Source organism: Streptomyces sp. NPDC025721, assembly GCF_055558595.1.
Genome location: NZ_JBVHMF010000008.1, coordinates 242,892 through 259,605 on the forward strand (window position 1 = coordinate 242,892; position 16,714 = coordinate 259,605).

18 protein-coding genes are annotated in these 16,714 nt (G+C 70.1%); 6 read left to right on the top strand and 12 right to left on the bottom strand.

From position 1 onward, the window contains the following. Positions 1–29 precede the first annotated feature (29 nt). Positions 30–506 carry an ATP-binding protein gene (locus tag ACZ4EF_RS14785; protein ID WP_355339636.1) on the top strand — a complete coding sequence of 159 codons (477 nt, stop codon included), beginning with the start codon at positions 30–32 and terminating at the stop codon, positions 504–506. Between the two features lie 39 nt (positions 507–545). Here ACZ4EF_RS14785 and ACZ4EF_RS14790 read toward each other — a convergent pair whose 3' ends face one another. Further along, a complete protein-coding gene (locus ACZ4EF_RS14790) occupies positions 546–782 on the bottom strand; it encodes a DUF397 domain-containing protein (protein WP_355339633.1) in 237 nt (78 codons plus the stop codon). A gap of 256 nt (positions 783–1,038) precedes the next feature. On the opposite strand from ACZ4EF_RS14790, the gene metG reads away from it, so the two are divergent. Continuing rightward, on the top strand, positions 1,039–2,772 hold the full coding sequence (metG, locus tag ACZ4EF_RS14795) for a methionine--tRNA ligase (RefSeq protein ID WP_355339630.1): 1,734 nt from the start codon (positions 1,039–1,041) through the stop codon (positions 2,770–2,772). Between the two features lie 31 nt (positions 2,773–2,803). Here the strand turns inward: metG and ACZ4EF_RS14800 are convergent, their stop codons facing one another. From ACZ4EF_RS14800 to aspS, 4 genes are all read right to left on the bottom strand, one after another. Continuing rightward, a complete protein-coding gene (locus ACZ4EF_RS14800) occupies positions 2,804–3,613 on the bottom strand; it encodes a hypothetical protein (RefSeq protein WP_467347722.1) in 810 nt (269 codons plus the stop codon). Between the two features lie 29 nt (positions 3,614–3,642). After that, the gene (locus ACZ4EF_RS14805) at positions 3,643–4,467 is read right to left on the bottom strand and encodes a hypothetical protein (protein ID WP_401305580.1); all 825 of its coding nucleotides are present in this window, start codon (positions 4,465–4,467) and stop codon (positions 3,643–3,645) included. After that, positions 4,457–4,972 (bottom strand): SigE family RNA polymerase sigma factor, encoded by a 516-nt coding sequence (locus tag ACZ4EF_RS14810; protein WP_355339621.1) that lies wholly within the window; start codon positions 4,970–4,972, stop codon positions 4,457–4,459. Before ACZ4EF_RS14810 ends, ACZ4EF_RS14805 begins: the two co-directional genes overlap by 11 nt. An 81-nt stretch (positions 4,973–5,053) precedes the next feature. Next, positions 5,054–6,832: an aspartate--tRNA ligase gene (gene aspS / locus ACZ4EF_RS14815; protein ID WP_355339618.1), complete on the bottom strand. Its 1,779-nt coding sequence runs from the start codon at positions 6,830–6,832 to the stop codon at positions 5,054–5,056. A 161-nt stretch (positions 6,833–6,993) separates the two neighbouring features. On the opposite strand from aspS, the gene ACZ4EF_RS14820 reads away from it, so the two are divergent. Beyond that, positions 6,994–9,111 carry an ATP-binding SpoIIE family protein phosphatase gene (locus tag ACZ4EF_RS14820; protein ID WP_355339615.1) on the top strand — a complete coding sequence of 706 codons (2,118 nt, stop codon included), beginning with the start codon at positions 6,994–6,996 and terminating at the stop codon, positions 9,109–9,111. Between the two features lie 221 nt (positions 9,112–9,332). Further along, positions 9,333–10,538 carry an acyltransferase family protein gene (locus ACZ4EF_RS14825; RefSeq protein WP_355339612.1) on the top strand — a complete coding sequence of 402 codons (1,206 nt, stop codon included), beginning with the start codon at positions 9,333–9,335 and terminating at the stop codon, positions 10,536–10,538. Here ACZ4EF_RS14825 and ACZ4EF_RS14830 read toward each other — a convergent pair. Next, positions 10,486–10,938: an ATP-binding protein gene (locus ACZ4EF_RS14830; protein WP_467504718.1), complete on the bottom strand. Its 453-nt coding sequence runs from the start codon at positions 10,936–10,938 to the stop codon at positions 10,486–10,488. The genes ACZ4EF_RS14825 and ACZ4EF_RS14830 overlap by 53 nt on opposite strands. A 224-nt stretch (positions 10,939–11,162) precedes the next feature. On the opposite strand from ACZ4EF_RS14830, the gene ACZ4EF_RS14835 reads away from it, so the two are divergent. Then, entirely contained in the window at positions 11,163–12,014 is an 852-nt protein-coding gene (locus tag ACZ4EF_RS14835; protein ID WP_391041868.1) for a helix-turn-helix domain-containing protein, read from the top strand. Positions 12,015–12,028: 14 nt separating this feature from the next. Next, positions 12,029–12,220: a hypothetical protein gene (locus ACZ4EF_RS14840; protein WP_391041870.1), complete on the top strand. Its 192-nt coding sequence runs from the start codon at positions 12,029–12,031 to the stop codon at positions 12,218–12,220. A 13-nt stretch (positions 12,221–12,233) separates the two neighbouring features. Here the strand turns inward: ACZ4EF_RS14840 and ACZ4EF_RS14845 are convergent, their stop codons facing one another. The 6 genes from ACZ4EF_RS14845 to amcB form a co-directional block, all read right to left on the bottom strand. Then, positions 12,234–13,067, bottom strand: coding sequence for an NAD(P)H-binding protein (locus ACZ4EF_RS14845; protein WP_391041872.1), 834 nt, complete (start codon positions 13,065–13,067; stop codon positions 12,234–12,236). Between the two features lie 91 nt (positions 13,068–13,158). Further along, entirely contained in the window at positions 13,159–13,428 is a 270-nt protein-coding gene (locus ACZ4EF_RS14850; RefSeq protein WP_467504722.1) for a hypothetical protein, read from the bottom strand. A gap of 360 nt (positions 13,429–13,788) precedes the next feature. Further along, positions 13,789–14,520, bottom strand: coding sequence for a hypothetical protein (locus ACZ4EF_RS14855; RefSeq protein ID WP_467504724.1), 732 nt, complete (start codon positions 14,518–14,520; stop codon positions 13,789–13,791). A 27-nt stretch (positions 14,521–14,547) separates the two neighbouring features. Beyond that, on the bottom strand, positions 14,548–15,234 hold the full coding sequence (locus ACZ4EF_RS14860) for a pentapeptide repeat-containing protein (RefSeq protein WP_467504726.1): 687 nt from the start codon (positions 15,232–15,234) through the stop codon (positions 14,548–14,550). Positions 15,235–15,303: 69 nt separating this feature from the next. After that, entirely contained in the window at positions 15,304–15,492 is a 189-nt protein-coding gene (amcA, locus tag ACZ4EF_RS14865) for a multiple cyclophane-containing RiPP AmcA (protein ID WP_391041880.1), read from the bottom strand. Then, positions 15,489–16,640, bottom strand: a complete 1,152-nt coding sequence (amcB, locus tag ACZ4EF_RS14870) for a cyclophane-forming radical SAM peptide maturase AmcB (protein WP_391041881.1) — start codon at positions 16,638–16,640, stop codon at positions 15,489–15,491. Before amcB ends, amcA begins: the two co-directional genes overlap by 4 nt. Between the last annotated feature and the right edge of the window lie 74 nt (positions 16,641–16,714).

A 16,714-nucleotide genomic window follows, 5' to 3' on the forward strand; every position in this document is an offset into this window, starting at 1 on the left:
GTGGACGTGCAGATACCCCGGGGGCACGTATGAAGGCAGAGGCAGTCGCCGTGCTGGAGCCGTTATGGCAGGGAGTGCTCGCGCCTGAGCGCGTGGCCTCGGGTAACGGAGCCACCTGTGAGCTGCCCGCCGCCCTGGAGTCAGTGGGTGAGGCACGTCACTTCACGCGCGCGACGCTCCAACGATGGGATCTGTCCACGCTCCGCGACTCGGTCGAACTGGTCGCGTCCGAGCTGGTGACCAACGCGCTGCGGTACGCGGTGCCGATCGGCGCGCCCGGCGCCCCGGTACGGCTGAGCCTGGTGCGCTGGACCTCGCGCGTGGTGTGTGCGGTGCGTGACCCCAGCGGGGTGGCGCCCGTCGCCAAGGACCCTGATTTCGTGGCCGAGACCGGCCGCGGACTTCATCTGGTGGACTCGTTCAGCGAGAACTGGGGATGGCACCCGCTGAGCGGCACGGGAAAGGTCGTCTGGGCGCTTTTTCTCACACCGGGCGGACCCTGTTAGTTCCGCCGGTTCCACGCGGGTCGCGGCGCAACCGGCGCATTACGGGACCAGGTGGTCGAATTCACCGGCTTTCACGCCGATGATCATCGATTCGATCTCCGCACGTGTGTATATCAGCGCCGGACCCTCGGGGAAGCGCGAATTCCGTACGGCGACCTCGCCGTCGGGCAGGGCGGCGAACTCGACGCACGTTCCATTGGCATTACTGTGACGGCTCTTCTGCCAGACCACTCCACGTAGGTCTTCTGCAGCCATTCCGTTGTGCGTCCGGCGCATCAGCCACTCCCCATAAGTGCCATGTCTGGTACGGCAGATCATAACTCGTTGGGCAGGCACGTGCATGTGCACGTGCATGTGCACGTGCAGTCACTCGCTGTGATCTTCAGGGCTCGACCCCCCGGGGCTGTTCACAGCCCTTCACAGCCCGGCTACCCGGAAAAGGGGCGGCGGATGCCCCCCGGTCGTCCGATACGATATTGACCGTCCGTAGAGGAATTACTCACTCCCCGCAACGAATTGGGAGCAGCCCGCAATGGCGCGTCACCTCATCACCTCAGCCCTCCCCTATATCAACGGGATCAAGCATCTGGGCAACATGGTGGGGTCCATGCTCCCGGCCGACGTCTACTCGCGGTATCTGCGGCAGCGCGGCCACGACGTCCTCTACATCTGCGCCACCGACGAGCACGGCACCCCCGCCGAGCTGGCCGCCAAGGAGGCGGGCCTGCCGGTCGACGTCTTCTGCGGCCAGGCCCACCTCGCGCAGAAGGCGATCTACGACGGCTTCGAGCTGTCCTTCGACCACTTCGGCCGCAGCTCCTCGGCGGAGAACCGCGACATCACCCAGCACTTCGCGCGCAGGCTCAACGAGAACGGCTTCATCGAGGAGCGGGCCGTCCGGCAGGTCTACTCGCTCGCCGACGAGCGCTTCCTGCCCGACCGCTACATCGTCGGCACGTGCCCGTACTGCGGGTACGACAAGGCCCGCGGCGACCAGTGCGAGAACTGCACGCGGGTACTCGACCCGACCGACCTCATCGACGCGCGCTCCGCGATCAGCGGCAGCAGCGCGCTGGAGGTCCGCGAGACCAAGCACCTGTTCCTCCTCCAGTCCAAGCTCGCCGGCGAGGTCGAGGCGTGGATCGACGCGAACGGCGCCGACTGGCCCACCCTGGCCTCGTCCATCGCGCGGAAATGGCTCACCGAGGGACTCCAGGACCGGGCCATCACCCGTGACCTGGATTGGGGCGTTCCCGTACCGGCCGACACCTGGCCGGAGCTGGCCGCGGACGGAAAGGTGTTCTACGTCTGGTTCGACGCACCCATCGAGTACATCGGTTCCACCAAGGAGTGGGCCGACGCCGCGTCCGAGGGTGAAGTACGGGACTGGAAGTCGTGGTGGTACGAGGCCGACGACACGGTCCGTTACACCGAGTTCATGGCCAAGGACAATGTGCCCTTCCACACCGTGATGTTCCCGGCGACCCAACTGGGCACCCGTGAACCGTGGAAGAAGGTCGACTACGTCAAGGCTTTCAACTGGCTGAACTACTACGGCGGCAAGTTCTCCACCTCGCAGCGCCGCGGTGTCTTCACCGACGCCGCCCTCGAGTTGCTGCCCGCCGACTACTGGCGCTACTTCCTCATCGCGAACGCGCCGGAGTCCGACGACACCTCCTTCACCTGGGAGCTGTTCGCGGCGGGCGTCAACAAGGACCTCGCCGACACCCTCGGCAATTTCGTCAACCGCGTCCTGTCCTTCTCGCGCAAGCGATTCGGCGACGAAGTGCCCGCGGGTTCGGCGGCCGGCGCCGCCGAGGCGAAGCTCGGCGAGCAGATCGCCGCGCTGCTCGCCGAATACGAGGGCCACATGGAGACGCTGCAATTCCGCAAGGCCGCGCAGTCGTTGCGAGCGCTGTGGAGTGCGGGCAACTCCTACCTGGAGGAGAAGGCCCCCTGGATGGAGATCAAGACCGACCAGGACGGCGCCGCGCTCACGCTGCGTACCGCGATGAATCTCATCCACCTCTACGCGGTGGTGTCCGAGCCGTTCATCCCGGCCTCGGCCGCCGCCATGCGGGCCGCCTTCGCGCTGCCCGCCGACGACGCCCGCTGGGTCACCGCCGACGAGGCCCGCGCGCTGGACTCGGTGCCCGCGGGCACCCCCTTCACGGTGCCGCCGGTGCTCTTCGCGAAGATCTCCGACGAGGACCTGGCGTCGTACATCGAGCGGTTCGGCGGCGACCCGGACGCACCGGCCGCCTGAGGAACGCGATCGGGGCCGTGCGTACGGCCGTTCAGCGCGCCAGCGCGGCCCCGTCGCCCATCACCACCACCGGGTGCAGCTTCGGGTCCAGGGTGCGCAGCAGCGTCCGCATGGCCTGCTGCGGCAGCGAGACACAGCCCTGGGTCGGGCCGCCGTGGTCCACGTGCAGCCAGATGCCGCCGCCGCGCGAGGCGCCCAGCGGACGCGTCCAGTCGCGCGGTGACGTGCCGGGCAGGTGGTTGTAGTTGATGGCGATGACGTAGTCGAAGGAGCCCGCCAGCGGCTCGCCCCTGAAGCCGGTGCCGGAGACGCTGAAGCCGATCGGCGCGTGGTCGTAGGGGAGTTCGGTGCCGGGGTCGGGGAGGTGGCCGCCCGCGTCGGTGAGGCCGAAGACGCCGATCGGTGAGCGCAGATCGCCGGTGTGGTGGGTGTCGGTCCAGCCGCGCAGCGCGTTGTGCGCGGCCCACACCGGGCCCGACGGCCGCCAACCGGCCGTGTTCTCGCGGGTGTAGAAGGTGACCTTCGCGTCCGGCGAGTCGGGGCCCGCGCCGGTGACCAGGACGGCCTGCCGCGCGTCGGCGGGGATCTGCGAGCGCGTCTTCGGCCCCAGGCCCGGCAGTTGGGCGGGCGGCGCGGGTGTCGTGCGCACCGGCTCGGGCGCGGACCTGCCCGCCCGGCCCGCGGGACCGCTCACCACCGTGCTCAGCGGCCCCTCGTCGCCGACCTTCGACGCCCGCACGCCCGTGCCACCGGCCACACAGCCGGACACCAGCGGGGCGGCGGCCAGCGCGGTCAGGACGGCGGCGGCCAGGAGACGGCGGGGGCGGCGGGTGGTGCGCATGACGTGGCGGGGGCCTTTCACGGGAGCCTTCACGAGAAGACGGCGTTCTTCAGCGCGTCGTTGATCTGGGACTGCTGCGCGTCGGTGGCGTCGGCCAGGCACACCGAGACCTCGATCAGGACGTCGGAGCCGGACGCGTCGGTGAGCAGGGCCTTGGTCTGCGCGGTGCCGCCGACCGCCCGGCAGGCGCTGACGACGACGGACGAAGTCACCGGGTGGCCGTCGGCGTTGAGCTTGTCCACCGTCGTCTTGCTGTGCCGGAGCGTCAGCATCATCAGCGCCCCGCCGCGGGTCAGGGTGCGGACCAGCGGGGTGCAGAAGCCGTCCAGCGGCTTGACGCAGCCGTCGGTGGGCAGGCCGAGCGCCTGCGAGGAGGCGAAGACGTCACCCGTCTTGGGCGCGACGACCGTCGTCCAGCCGGGCGGCAACCGCAGGTCGAGACCGGCCAGTTCGGGGAAGTGGTACGTGACCGCCGCCGACGCGGCGGACGCCGACTCGGTCGCGCGGGTGGTCTGTCCGGGGCTCGGGGTCGGGCTCGGGCCGCTGTCCACCGGGCCGGTCGCCGTCGGAGCGCTCGCCGTCGGGCCGCCGCTGCCGGACGCGGGCGGCGCGAGCGAGGTGACGACGGCGGGCGGCGCCGGGGCGCTCGCCGCGCCGCCGAGACCGGGCAGCACCGTCCCGGCCGCCGCGACCGCCACCACGACGGCGGCGGACATCCCGACCGCGCGGCGCCTGCGACGGCGCAGCGCACGCTCCTTGACCCGCTCCAACCGCTGTACGGGGGCGGGCAGTTGGGGCACCGCGCGCTCCAGCAGGTCGCGCAGCTCGTCCTCCGCGAAACGCTCATCCGGCATGGTGTTCACCTCCGACGCCCGTGTCGACCGCTTCGGGCAGCCGTCCGCGCAGCGCCCGCAGCGCCTTGGACGCCTGGCTCTTGACGGTGCCCTCCGTACAGCCGAGGACATCCGCGGTGTCGGCCACGCTCAGGTCCTCGAAGTAGCGCAGCACGACCACCGCGCGCTGGCGTACCGGCAGTTCCCGTATCGCCGCGGCCAGCGCCTGCTCCAGGTCCACGTCCCCGTACGGGTCCGCCGGCTGCGGGCGGTCGGGCAGCTCGCCGTGCGGCACCTCGCCGCGCCAGCGCCGCCGCCACCACGAGGCGTGGGTGTGCACCAGCGCCTTGCGTACGTACGCCTCCGGGCTGTCGCCCGCGATCCGGTGCCACTTCGGCCAGACCCTGGCCAGCACCGTCTGGAGCAGGTCCTCTGCGAGGTGCGGGTCGCCGGTCAGCAGCCACGCGACCCGCAGCAGTCTGGGGCCGCGGGCCGCCACGAACTCCTCGAAACCGGGGTGCGACACCGTTGTTCCTCTCCACACCCCTTCAACGCGGTGACCCGCCTCCGGGGTTGCCCCCCGGCTCGCCCCTCCCGAGACGCCGTCCTAGCGCCCCGCGGAAGGGCGCCCTGCCGAAGGGCGGAGCTGGATGTGGAGCTCGCGCAGCCGCGCCTCCTCGACCTCGGAGGGCGCGCCCATGAGCAGGTCCTGGGCGTTCTGGTTGAGCGGAAACGCGATCGTCTCGCGGATGTTGGGCTCATCGGCGAGGAGCATGACCATACGGTCGACGCCCGGCGCGATGCCACCGTGCGGCGGCGCGCCGAAGTGGAAGGCGCGGAGCATGCCGCCGAACTCGGCCTCCACCGTCTCGCGGGTGTAGCCCGCGATCTCGAACGCGCGGTACATGACGGCGGGTTCGTGGTTACGGATGGCTCCGGAGGACAGCTCGATGCCGTTGCAGACGATGTCGTACTGCCAGGCCAGGATGTCCAGCGGGTCCTTGGTGTTGAGGGCTTCGAGGCCGCCCTGCGGCATGGAGAAGGGGTTGTGCGAGAACTCCACGGCCCCGGTGTCCTCGTTGCGCTCGAACATCGGGAAGTCGACGATCCAGCAGAAGCGGAAGACGTTCTCCTCGAACTGGCCGGTGCGCTTGGCGGCCTCGACCCGGACCGGGCCCATGATCTTGGAGACCTCGTCGAACTCACCGGCGCCGAAGAAGATCGCGGTGCCGGGCTTCGCGCCGACGGCGGCGAGCAGCGCGGTGACGTCCTCGGGGGTGAGGAATTTGGCGATCGGGCCGGTCAACGCGTTGCCGTCGCCGACCCGGACCCAGGCCAGACCCTTGGCGCCGAGCGAGACCGCGTACTCGCCGAGCTGGTCGAAGAACTTGCGCGGCTGCTCGGCGGTGTCGGGCACGGCCAGCGCGCGTACGTGCTTGCCGGCGAACGCCTTGAAGCCGCTCCCGGCGAACACGTCGGAGACGTCGACCAGTTCGAGCGTGGTGCGCAGGTCCGGCTTGTCGTTGCCGTACTTGAGCATCGACTCGCGGAAGGGGATGCGGGGGAACGGCGAGGTGACCGTGCGTCCGCCGCCCAGCTCGGTGAAGAGGTCGGTCATGACCTTCTCGATGACGCCGAAGACATCCTCCTGCTCGACGAAGCTCATCTCGACGTCGAGCTGGTAGAACTCGCCGGGCGAGCGGTCGGCGCGCGAGTCCTCGTCGCGGAAGCAGGGCGCGATCTGGAAGTAGCGGTCGAAGCCGGAGATCATCAGGAGCTGCTTGAACTGCTGCGGGGCCTGCGGCAGCGCGTAGAACTTCCCGGCGTGCACGCGGGAGGGCACCAGGAAGTCGCGGGCGCCCTCGGGGGAGGTGGCCGACAGGATCGGGGTGGCCATCTCGTTGAAGCCGAGCGCGGTCATCTCGCGGCGCAGGAAGGAGATGACCTGGGTGCGCAGCATGATGTTGCGGTGCATGCGCTGGCGGCGCAGGTCGAGGAAGCGGTTGGTGAGCCGCATCTCCTCGTTCGCGTTGTCCTCGGGGAAGACCGGGAAGGGCAGCGGGTCGGCCGCGCCCAGCACCTCCAGGGCGGTCACGTCGACCTCGACCTCGCCGGTCGGCAGCTCCGGGTTGACGTTCTCCGCGGAGCGGGCCAGGACGCGGCCGTCGACGCGGACGACGGACTCCTTGGACTGGCCGCTGAGCTGGTCGTACACCGGGGAGCCGGGGCGGACGACGAGCTGGGTGAAGCCGTAGTGGTCACGCAGGTCGACGAAGAGGATGCCGCCCAGGTCGCGGCGATTGTGCAGCCAGCCGGACAGGCGGACGTCGGTGTCGACGTCGGTGGCGCGCAGCTCGCCGCAGGTGTGGGACCGGTACCGGTGCATCATTCGTCCTCGACGCTGGATGTTGGGTGGGTGGCCGGGCCAGCGGCCCAGCACAGCTTACCGGCGCCCGCACACCGGCCTCACTCCGGATTCGGTGGGGCGTAAGGCCACGAAGGCCGCCCTACTAGGCCATAACGCCCCAATTCTCATAAACTGGCACAATGCGCACCGAGGACGTCCTGGCCGCAGTCGGTACCGGGCTGTGGCAGTGGCACGAGGCCACCGGCACCGTGACGGTCGACGCCCGCGCCGCGCGCCTGCTCGGGCTGTCCGGCGGCCCGGCCGAGCACCGGACGTCCGCCGTTCGGGCGTGCCTGCACGCCGCCGATTACGTGTCGCTGGCCGGCGCGGTCTCGCTGGCCTACTCGGAGGGCACGGTCGCCGAGGCGCTGGTGCGGGTGGTGGGCGACGACGGCGCGACCCTGCGGACGGTACGGGCCAGGGTGCGCCCGCAGGGCACGGTGATGGCGGGCACGCTGCACGAGGTGCGCGGCGGGCCCTCACGGGCGGCGGCGCAGGCGGGCGGCGGCTGGCGGCGGGCCAGGGAGGCGTTCCTGCTGGACGCGGGGCGCGCGCTGGCCGAGGCCGACTCCACCGCCGAGGTGCTGCGGGTGGCGGCCACCTTGTCGATGCCGGGTTTCTCGCCCGACGGCCTCGCCGTCTTCGGCACGGACGGCGACCGGCTGTCGGTGATCGGGCACCACGGGCAGGCGGCGGGCACCGAGGACCCCTTCCTCGACATGCCGCTGGACACCGACTACCCGGCCGCGCTGGTGGTCCGTACCGGCCAGGCGGTCTATCTGCCGTCGCCGGCCGCGTACGAGGACCGCTTCCCCGTCACCTGGCCGCTGGTGAAACCGTTCGGCCGCTCCTCCTGGGCGTATCTCCCGCTGGTCGTGGCCGGGTCCACGATCGGCGCCTGGATGGCGGCCTTCCGCGACCCGGTGGCCTTCACGCCCGACGAGCGCTCGGTGCTCACCACCGTGGCCCGGATGCTCGCGCAGGCGCTGTCCCGCGCGCATCTGCACGAGTCGGAGCGCGCCCTGACCGACGGCCTCCAGCGCACGATGCTGCCCGCGCGCAGGCCCGGCATCGAGGGCATGGCGGTGGCCGCCCGGTACGTGCCGACCGGCGGCGGCCTCCAGGTCGGCGGCGACTGGTACGACGTGATCGGGCTGCCGTCGGGCCGAACCGCGATCGTCATCGGCGACGTCCAGGGCCACGACGTACGGGCCGCGGGGATCATGGGCCAGCTGCGGATCGCGCTGCGCGCCTACGCGGCCGAGGGCCACCACCCGGACGCGGTGCTCTCGCGCACCTCCCGCTTTCTGGCCGGGCTGCACGACGGGCTCCCCGACGGGCCGGCGGACGGGCTGCGCGACGGCCTGCACGAGGGGCTGAGCGCCGACGAGTCCGCCGACGTACGCTTCGCGACCTGCCTCTATCTGGAGGCCGACCCGCTGACCGGCACGCTCGACGTGGTGCGCGCCGGGCACCCGGAGCCCGCGATCCGGCTCGGCGACGGTACGACGATCGTCCGGCGTACGGCGGGCGGCCTGCCGCTGGGCATCGAGCCGGACACCGACTACCCGACGACCCGGCTGGTCCTGGAGCCCGGCGAGGTGCTGCTGCTGTGCACCGACGGCCTGATCGAGACCGGCGGCCACGACCTGGAGACCGGCTGGCAGCGGCTGCGCGATGTGCTGGAGGCCGGGCCCGCGGGCGATCTGGAGGAGCTGGCCGACTCCCTGATCCGCGCGGTGCACGGGCCCGCCTCCCACCACACCACCGGGCCGCTGGCCGACCGCCGCGAGGACGACATCGCGCTGGTCCTGCTGCGCCGCGACCCCGACGGCCCGACCTGCGCGGTCCCGGTCCGCCGCGCGGTGCTGACCGTCTCGCAGACCGACCCGGGCCGCATCCGCGCCACCCGCGACGACATCCGCGCCCTGCTGCACGACTGGACCTCGGCCGACCAGGTCGAGTCCGCCGTCCTGCTCGTCTCCGAACTCGTCACCAACGTGCTGGTGCACACCGACGAGGACGCCGTACTGACCGCCATGGTCACCGGCATGCCCGGCACCCGCCGCCTCCACGTCGAGGTCGGCGACCGCTCCGACGACATGCCGCACCGCCGCTCCCCCGGCGAGATGGCCTCCTCAGGCCGCGGCCTGATGCTCATCGAGGAGCTCGCCGACGCCTGGGGCGTCGACCCGCGCGGCGACGGCAAGTCCATCTGGTTCGAGCTGTACGAGGCGACGAGCCCGTCGATCGGGTGACCGCCCGGCGGGGGGGCGGGGTCGGCCGCGGACGCGAATCCGTCACGGTCGTGTGAACCGGCCGTGAAACGGAGGAAAACACTGGTCGCACAGAGCGGTTGGGCCCGCTCCAACGCCCCGTGGGGCCGGTGCCTCCACCTAGCCTGAACGCCTACGTGACGGGCGATCGTACGGCCGACCGCGCGCCCTGACACTCACGCCGGCGAAAAGGCAGCACTGGGATGAGCCTGAAACTCCCCGCACCCACGGACGATCCGACGTCGCCCGGCGACCCGACCGCGCCCGGCGACCCGACGTCGCCCGGCCACGTACCGGCGGCGTCCGCCGCACCGGCACCGCGCGGCGGCGGGAAGGGCCGGTTGCGGGCGCTGGACGGGCTGCGGCTGGTGGCCGCGCTCATGGTGGCGATCTACCACCTGGCCTTCCGGGGCAGCGGAGCCTGGCGCGGACAGCCGCTGGAGATCTTCCCGCACCTGTCGCACGCCGCCGCGTACGGACCGCTGGGCGTGCAGTTCTTCTTCATCATCAGCGGCTTCGTGATCTGCATGAGCGGCTGGGGCCGCAGCGTCAAGGCGTTCGCGATCTCCCGGATCAGCCGCCTGTACCCGGCCTACTGGGCGGCGCTGATCCTGGTGACCGTCGTCCTGTTCGTCCTCGGCTACAAGACCGTCTCGCGCACCGACCTGCTCACCAACTTCACGATGCTCCAGACCCCGGCGGGCTCCGAGCGCGTCCTGGGCGTCTCCTGGACGCTGTGGGCCGAGATGCGCTTCTACGTGCTCTTCGCCGTCACCGTCCTGTGGCGCGGCGCCACCCGCAAGCGCGTCCTGGCCTTCTGCGCCCTGTGGACGATCGGCGCCCTGTACGCGGACTCGTCCGGCCAGGAGTTCCTCAAGCTGGCCCTGATGCCCGAGTACGCGCCCTTCTTCATCGGCGGCATCGGCCTCTACCTGCTGCGCCGCTTCGGCCACGACCTGCTGACCTGGGGCGTCGTCGCGACCGGCTTCCTGCTCGGCCAGCACTACGCGGTCCTGGGCCTCGTCCCCAAGCCCGGTGTGGCCGTCACCTTCCACCGCTCGCCGACCGTCGTCATCGCCCTCGTCGCCGCGGGCTTCGCCGCCATCGCCGCGGTGACGCTCGTGCGCCGCGTCGCCGACGTCGACTGGCGCTGGCTGACCACGGCGGGCGCCCTGACGTACCCCTTCTACCTGGTGCACGAGATCCTGGGCACGCTTGTCATCGAGAAGCTGAAGGCCCACACCGGCATACCGAACTACGGCGTGCTCGCTCTGGCCATCGGCTCGATGCTGCTGCTCGCCTACCTCATCTACCGCCTGGTCGAACGCCCCTTGACGCCGATCCTGCGCCGCGCGCTCACCCACCAGGCCAACCGCCTGTCCGAACCGCGCCCGGCCTCGACCGGCTGACGTCGCTGAGCCCGGCGACCACCGACTTCCCGCGCACCGGGCGCGGCACGACTCCCCAGACCTCCGCGAGCGCGTCGATGAGCACCAGCCCCCTTCCGCCCTCGCTCTCCGGCCCGGCCTCGGCCAACTCCGGCTTCTCCGGCCCGCCGTCGGACACCGCCACCCAGTAGTGCCCGTCGGCGGGCCACAGCACCAGTTCGATGACCGCCTCCTCCTCGCACCGGTCCCCGTGCCGCACGGCGTTCGTGACCAGCTCACTGGTCACCAGCCCCAGATCCGCGGCCAGTTGGGGCTCCACCCCACGAGGGAGCGCCTCCGCGACGGCATGCCGCGCCCGGCGCACGGACTCCGGCCGCGCCGGGAAGCGCCAGAGTGCTGGTAAGCGGGGGATTTCAGGCATGACGAACTCCGTTGCGTCGAAGGGGTCTTGTGGCGTCTTGAGGGTTCGCCGGTGGCATGCCGCCGTCACTCGCGGTGCGCTTCCGACATAGTTGTGCGTAGCTGCGCGCTACTACGGTAGGGGGATGGGGCCACTTTTGCCAGGCGCTTCAAATAAATGGCCTCCCGGCCATGCGCCTATGCTCACCGTGGCAGGCGGTCGAGACACGCACAGGGAGGAAGGGCATGCCGACGAGGACGGTCCTCACCGAGCGACAGAAGCGTGTGGGAAGCGAGTTGCGCAGGCTGCGCACGGCGGCGGGCATGTCCGCCGAGAGCGCGGCGGGACTCCTGGGCGTCGACCGGAGCCGAATCTCCAACATGGAGTCGGGACTTCGGGCGATCAGCGCGGAGCGCGTGCGCAAGCTGGCCGTCAACTGCGAATGCACGGACGAGCGGTACGTCAACGCCTTGGCCGCGATGGCCGAACCGAGCGGCACCGGATGGTGGGAGCGCTATCGGGGCAGCCTGCCCCAGGGGTTCCTGGACATCTCCGAAATGGAGGCAGGCGCGTTACGGCTGCGCGGCGCCAACACGGTCCACATCCCGGGCATGCTCCAGACGTCCGACCACGCCATAGCCATCTTCCGCGCCGTGGTGCCCAAGCTCCCGGAGCACGAGGTCGCCCTGCGCCTCGCCCACCGATCGGAGCGCCAGCAACTGGTCACCGGCACCAGCACGCTCCCGTACGTCGCGGTGATCCACGAAGCCGCGCTGCGCATGCAGTTCGGGGGACCTGACGTGGCGCGCGCCCAACTGGACTACCTGCTGGAGGTCTCCGAGCGGGACAACGTCACCGTGCTGGTCCTCCCCTTCGCCCACGGGGCCTTCCCCGGCGCGGGTCACACCGTCGTCTACGCCGAAGGCGCCGTGAGCCAGCTCGACACCGTGCAGGTCGACAGCTCCCACGGACCGGTCTTCCTCCACGCCGAGGCGCAACTCGCGAAATACCGAGCGCAACTCGACCTGTTGGAAGAGTTGTCCGTGTCCGCCGACCGGTCCCGCGACCTCATCCGCGAGATCGCGCACCAGCTCTGAGGAGATCAGACCCGATGCCCGACATCACCTGGGAAGCCCCCTTCTGCGGCGAAGGCAGCTCCTGCTTCCGCCTCGGCACCGACGCCGACGGCAACGGCTACATAGCCGTCAACGGCCAAGAAGACCGTCCCCTCACCGACACCCGCGAAGCCCTCCGCACCCTGATCACCGACATCAAGGCCGGCAAGGCCGACCACCTGCTGTAGACACGGGAACGCCTCAGCGGAAGGCGGCGACGTTCTCCGATACCCACTGGTGGAACGGCCGGGCCGGGGAGCCGGTGACCCGCGAAACCGTGTCGCGTACCTTCACCAACTCGTCGTTGACGTCCCCGCCCGTCACGTCGAGCACCGCGTCAGCGGCCTCGTCACCCATGAACACGGCCAGGTCCCGGTGGGCCTGCTCGCGGCTGATCTCGGCGAAGGGCACCTCGCGCCCGAGGGCGACCGCGATGGCCTCCGCCTGCTGCCGGGCGGTCACGAGCTCGGGACCGGTCAGGGCGTACGTCCGGCCTTGGTGACCGGGCTCGGTCAGCGCCACGCGCGCCACGGACGCGATGTCCGCGGGGTGGATCGTGGGGATGCCGATGCCCGGATGCGGCGCCAGGACCGTTTGGCCCTCGCGGATCGCCGCGGCCCACCACAGGGCGTTCGAGGCGAACTGAGTCGGCCGCAGAATCGTCCAGGCCATGCCGCTGCCCTTGAGCAGCAGCTCGACGTCCAGGTTCTCCCCGGCGGGGCCGAGGTGGGGGTGGGTCTGGACGGTGATGGACGACACCAGCACCACGTGCTCCACACCGGCCTGCCGGGCGGCGGCGAGGATGTCGGCGTCCGAGCCGATACGCGACACGAGAAACAGCGCGCGCACCCCCTCCAACGCCGGCTTCAGAGAAGCGACCTCACCGAAGTCCCCCTCAACGGCCTCGACCCCCTCGGGAAACGCGGCCCGCGCCACCTCACGAGTAAGCCCCCGAACCGCCCCGGCACCGTACCCGTGCAGCTCCTTCACCAGAGCCCCGCCTATGTTCCCGGTGGCCCCCGTCACGAGGATCATGCCCGCCTTCTCCCGTCGTCAGTCGATCAACCGAAGAACACGCTAGAAGCTCAACCACACTTGAAGTCAAGGAGTGACGCTCCCCGCCTGCCTACGACACGCTGGACGCCGAAAAATAGAGGGTGACTTGGGTACCGGCGGTGCTGACGGGATACGCGGCGTAGAAGTTGTACGTCCTGACCGGGTTGTCGGCGTAGTCATGCAGCACGACGCTGATGTTCTTCGGGTTGCGCACGACCTTGTTCACGTTGATCCAGTCGGTGAACGCCTGACCACCACCACCGCGTGTCACGGTCAGATAGTTGCCGCTCGCCGAGATGTTCGCGAGGTACTCGGCGAAGACACCGTTGATGTAGAACACGAACGGATGACTGACGACATCGGCGGGGGACAGGGAGCCGGAGTCTGCGGCCGAGGCCGACGTGGAGGAGTGGCGGCGGGGGCGGCAGACGCGCTGGCGCTGCCGGCGAAGGCTCCGAGGGTCAGCAGTGCCGTGGCGGTCGCACCGGCCAGAAGTAAGCGGCGGCTGATCGAGCGTGTCATCACAGGGTTCTCACGGTCGAGAGTGAAACGAATCAAGTGAAGAGAGGGTGGTGCACCGGACCGGGTTCCCATGAGACGGATAAATCTCCACCGGCCGCTCCCGGCGTCGTACGTCTGCGAGAAGAGCTCACCCGGCTGGCGCCGAACGCCGAGCGACAGAGAGCAGGAACGCCTGCGCTCAGGTAACGCTCGGTGGCTGGCCCAGCCAGAAGGCGGCGACCGACGGCATGTCGGTTCCGGTGGTGGAACCGTCGTGCGGCAGGAGTTCGGTCGGGGCGATGTACCCGTCGCCGGATTCGAGGCGGATACGCAGGCAGCGCAGAGAGTGTCCTGCGGCAGCGTAGCGGCGGACGTCGTCGGTGTGGGGGTAGTGCCGTTCCAGTGCGGTGCCGGTGTGGAGGGTGCGGCAGATCTGTTGGATGTCGCGGTCGCCGATGAGCAGGTAGCGCGGCCCGGGGCCGAGGTTGAGGCAGAGCCGTCGGCGGCTCTCGTGGCGCCGGGCGTACGGCAGGCGGTCGAAGTTGTCGATGTGCAGGCCGATGCGGCGGCCGGTGGTGAAGTCCTCGGTGGTGGTGGCGCGATGGGCGGGGCTGATTGTGCATCCCAGGAGACGAGTCGGCCAGCGGCCGTTGAGGGGGTCGAGACCGGCGGCGAGTTCGAGGCGGCCGTTGAGTTCGTCCGGGGAGAGGGTGGGCAGCGGTGGGCGGACGAGTTCGATCAGAACGCTGTCCGGTGTGGTGTCATCGGCGCGCAGCGTCGCGGCGTCGAGCGCGGTGAGGAGTGTCCAGTCGTCGTCGGGGAGGAGAGCGCCGTCGTCGTATCCGGGTACGTCACGGGTGTGCCGGACCGGCGCGATGTCGCACCGGCCGCGTATGTCGTCGAACGTGTCGAATGCCAGTCGCGGACCCATGGCATGCCTCCGTGAGCAGATGCGGGGCTACTGGTCGTCGAGGTCGTCTCCGAAGGTGACTTCCAGTTCGGTGGTGAGGGCCCCGGCCAGTTGGAGGGTCTGGGCCGGGTCGATGACGATCTTCTTGAGCGAGGCCAGGCCGCGGATCTGGGAGAGGTCGTTGCCGCGCAGGTCCAGACCACGGAAGCTCCCGCCGTCGAATTCAGTCAGCCGCAGGTCGCAGTCGTCGAACAGGGCGGTGCCGAGATCGCCGGAGGTGAAGGTGGTTTCGCGCAGCGACGTCTTGGCGACGATCACGGGACCGGTGGCCCGGACGCGGGTGAAGGTGCTGTAGTCGAGCTTGCAGTTCTCGAACAGGACGTTGTCGAGGAGGACGTCGGTGAGGGTGGCGCCCATGAGTTTGCAGTCGCGGAAGACAGTGCGGGAGATCTTGCTGTCGGTCCACTGAAGCGAGGCCAGATCACAGCCAGTGAACTCCACAGAGTCGACGCGGAGTTTGTCCAGGCGGGTGCGCTGGGTCCTGAGAGCGGAGATCCGCCCGCTGGCCAAATGGGCCTCGTAAAGGTCGAGTTCCCGCAGATCGGCGTCGGCGTACCGGAAGCCGTCCACCCGGCCCCGGCCACCCTCCAGCGAGGTGACGTTGGACAGGAGCAGGCCTTCCTCGCCGAGGGCGGGCAGCGTGACGGTCGTGCGGCGAATCGTGCGGGTGTCCATCCGGGGGCCTTTCAGCGCGGTGGTGCTGCCGTGGTGCTGGGCGGGCCTGCCGGCCGCAGAATACGTCTGCTACTTCTTGCTCCAATTGTCCCAGGTAGGGCGGTTGTCGAATGGAGCTGGGGATTTCTGCCAGTTGTCCCAGGTGGGCTTGTTGTCCCATGTCCCTTCAACGATTTCTGCTGCTGGGGCGTCGTGCGTAGTCACCAACTCCATCACGACGGGCGCGTCGGATGCGGCCAGCGCCTCCAGAATCCTCATGAGGTTGTCTCCTTGGTTGCGAGCGTGGACAGGGCAGTGACCAGAGCCTGCCGGGAGACCCGGCAGTAGTTGGTCGCGGTGGATGTCAGGCTGCCGTTCTCGAAGTAGCGGTTGGCGGCCTGGGCGCCACGGCAGAAGTCGAAGAACTCGCATTGGGCCTGGCACCGGTCCAGACCGGTGAGGAAATCGCGCACGTAGCGCAGCCGGTGGGCGCTATTCAGGATTTCCGTCAGGGGACGGTCGAGGATGTTGCCCGCTGTGAAGTTGTCGTAGTCGGGGGCGGTGGTGTCGGCGAGTTCCGGGGAGAGCAGGACGACGTCCCCTTTCCAGGAGACGGTGGGGATCGGGTCGAGGCGGCGCCGGTCCCACTCGGCCTTCCGTCCGGAGCGGACCTGTTGGAGGTATTCGGCGAGCCGTTCGATCTCCCGGACGGGCGGGGTGCCGGAGTGCTCGCGGGCCCAGGTCAGGGTGCGCCGCCAGAACTCCTCGGCCTGCACTGGCGTGGGTGGCTTCCGGGCGGTGTTGACTCCCTCGATTTCCTCGATGTTGAAGCCCACCGAGCGAGCACCCAGTTCGGTGAGGAAGCCCAGCAGGTCTTCGGGGGCCTCAATGCCGACGGCGCCGACGACCGAGATCACGGAGAACGGGATGCCGTGCTCGCGTAGCCGGATGATTCCGCGCAGGATCCGGCCGAAGGCAGGATTGCCTCGCAGATCGACCCGCTCGGCGTTCATGGCGGCCGGGCCGTCAATGCTCACCCCGACGCGGACGTCGTACGCGGTCAGCAGATCACACCACGTCTCGGTGATCAGCGTCGCGTTGGTCTGCACGTAGTGCTGGATCCGTCCCGCCCGGCGCAGCGTCTCGAACGGCGCGAGCAGCGCCGCGAACGATGCGGAGCCGACCGCAAGCGGTTCGCCGCCGTGCCACACGATCCCGATCGGATGCCCGACGTCCTCGAACTGGGCCACCGCCGCGCCCAGGGCGACGGCGACGTCCACCGGCATCTGATGCGTGAGCTTGCGAAACGGCAGGTAGCAGTACCGGCAGTCCAGATTGCACCAGCTCGTAGGCTGCACCACCACGGTCTGCGGGGATGCGAACCGCTGCTCGTACCGGGTGCGCCACGCGGCGGGACGGGTGCGCATCACGGGTCCTCTCCTCGGCCGACAGGGCGGCCCGCGGCCCGGTGTGAGCCGGAGGCGGGATACGGCCATCATCA

Bases quoted from the DNA above. Each gene is read 5' to 3' on its own strand.
- ACZ4EF_RS14785 (WP_355339636.1), top strand. From the start codon at position 30: ATGAAGGCAGAGGCAGTCGCCGTGCTGGAGCCGTTATGGCAGGGAGTG.
- ACZ4EF_RS14790 (WP_355339633.1), bottom strand. From the start codon at position 782: ATGCGCCGGACGCACAACGGAATGGCTGCAGAAGACCTACGTGGAGTG.
- metG (WP_355339630.1), top strand. From the start codon at position 1,039: ATGGCGCGTCACCTCATCACCTCAGCCCTCCCCTATATCAACGGGATC.
- ACZ4EF_RS14800 (WP_467347722.1), bottom strand. From the start codon at position 3,613: ATGCGCACCACCCGCCGCCCCCGCCGTCTCCTGGCCGCCGCCGTCCTG.
- ACZ4EF_RS14805 (WP_401305580.1), bottom strand. From the start codon at position 4,467: ATGCCGGATGAGCGTTTCGCGGAGGACGAGCTGCGCGACCTGCTGGAG.
- aspS (WP_355339618.1), bottom strand. From the start codon at position 6,832: ATGCACCGGTACCGGTCCCACACCTGCGGCGAGCTGCGCGCCACCGAC.
- ACZ4EF_RS14820 (WP_355339615.1), top strand. From the start codon at position 6,994: ATGCGCACCGAGGACGTCCTGGCCGCAGTCGGTACCGGGCTGTGGCAG.
- ACZ4EF_RS14825 (WP_355339612.1), top strand. From the start codon at position 9,333: ATGAGCCTGAAACTCCCCGCACCCACGGACGATCCGACGTCGCCCGGC.
- ACZ4EF_RS14830 (WP_467504718.1), bottom strand. From the start codon at position 10,938: ATGCCTGAAATCCCCCGCTTACCAGCACTCTGGCGCTTCCCGGCGCGG.
- ACZ4EF_RS14835 (WP_391041868.1), top strand. From the start codon at position 11,163: ATGCCGACGAGGACGGTCCTCACCGAGCGACAGAAGCGTGTGGGAAGC.
- ACZ4EF_RS14840 (WP_391041870.1), top strand. From the start codon at position 12,029: ATGCCCGACATCACCTGGGAAGCCCCCTTCTGCGGCGAAGGCAGCTCC.
- ACZ4EF_RS14845 (WP_391041872.1), bottom strand. From the start codon at position 13,067: ATGATCCTCGTGACGGGGGCCACCGGGAACATAGGCGGGGCTCTGGTG.
- ACZ4EF_RS14855 (WP_467504724.1), bottom strand. From the start codon at position 14,520: ATGGGTCCGCGACTGGCATTCGACACGTTCGACGACATACGCGGCCGG.
- ACZ4EF_RS14860 (WP_467504726.1), bottom strand. From the start codon at position 15,234: ATGGACACCCGCACGATTCGCCGCACGACCGTCACGCTGCCCGCCCTC.
- amcA (WP_391041880.1), bottom strand. From the start codon at position 15,492: ATGAGGATTCTGGAGGCGCTGGCCGCATCCGACGCGCCCGTCGTGATG.
- amcB (WP_391041881.1), bottom strand. From the start codon at position 16,640: ATGCGCACCCGTCCCGCCGCGTGGCGCACCCGGTACGAGCAGCGGTTC.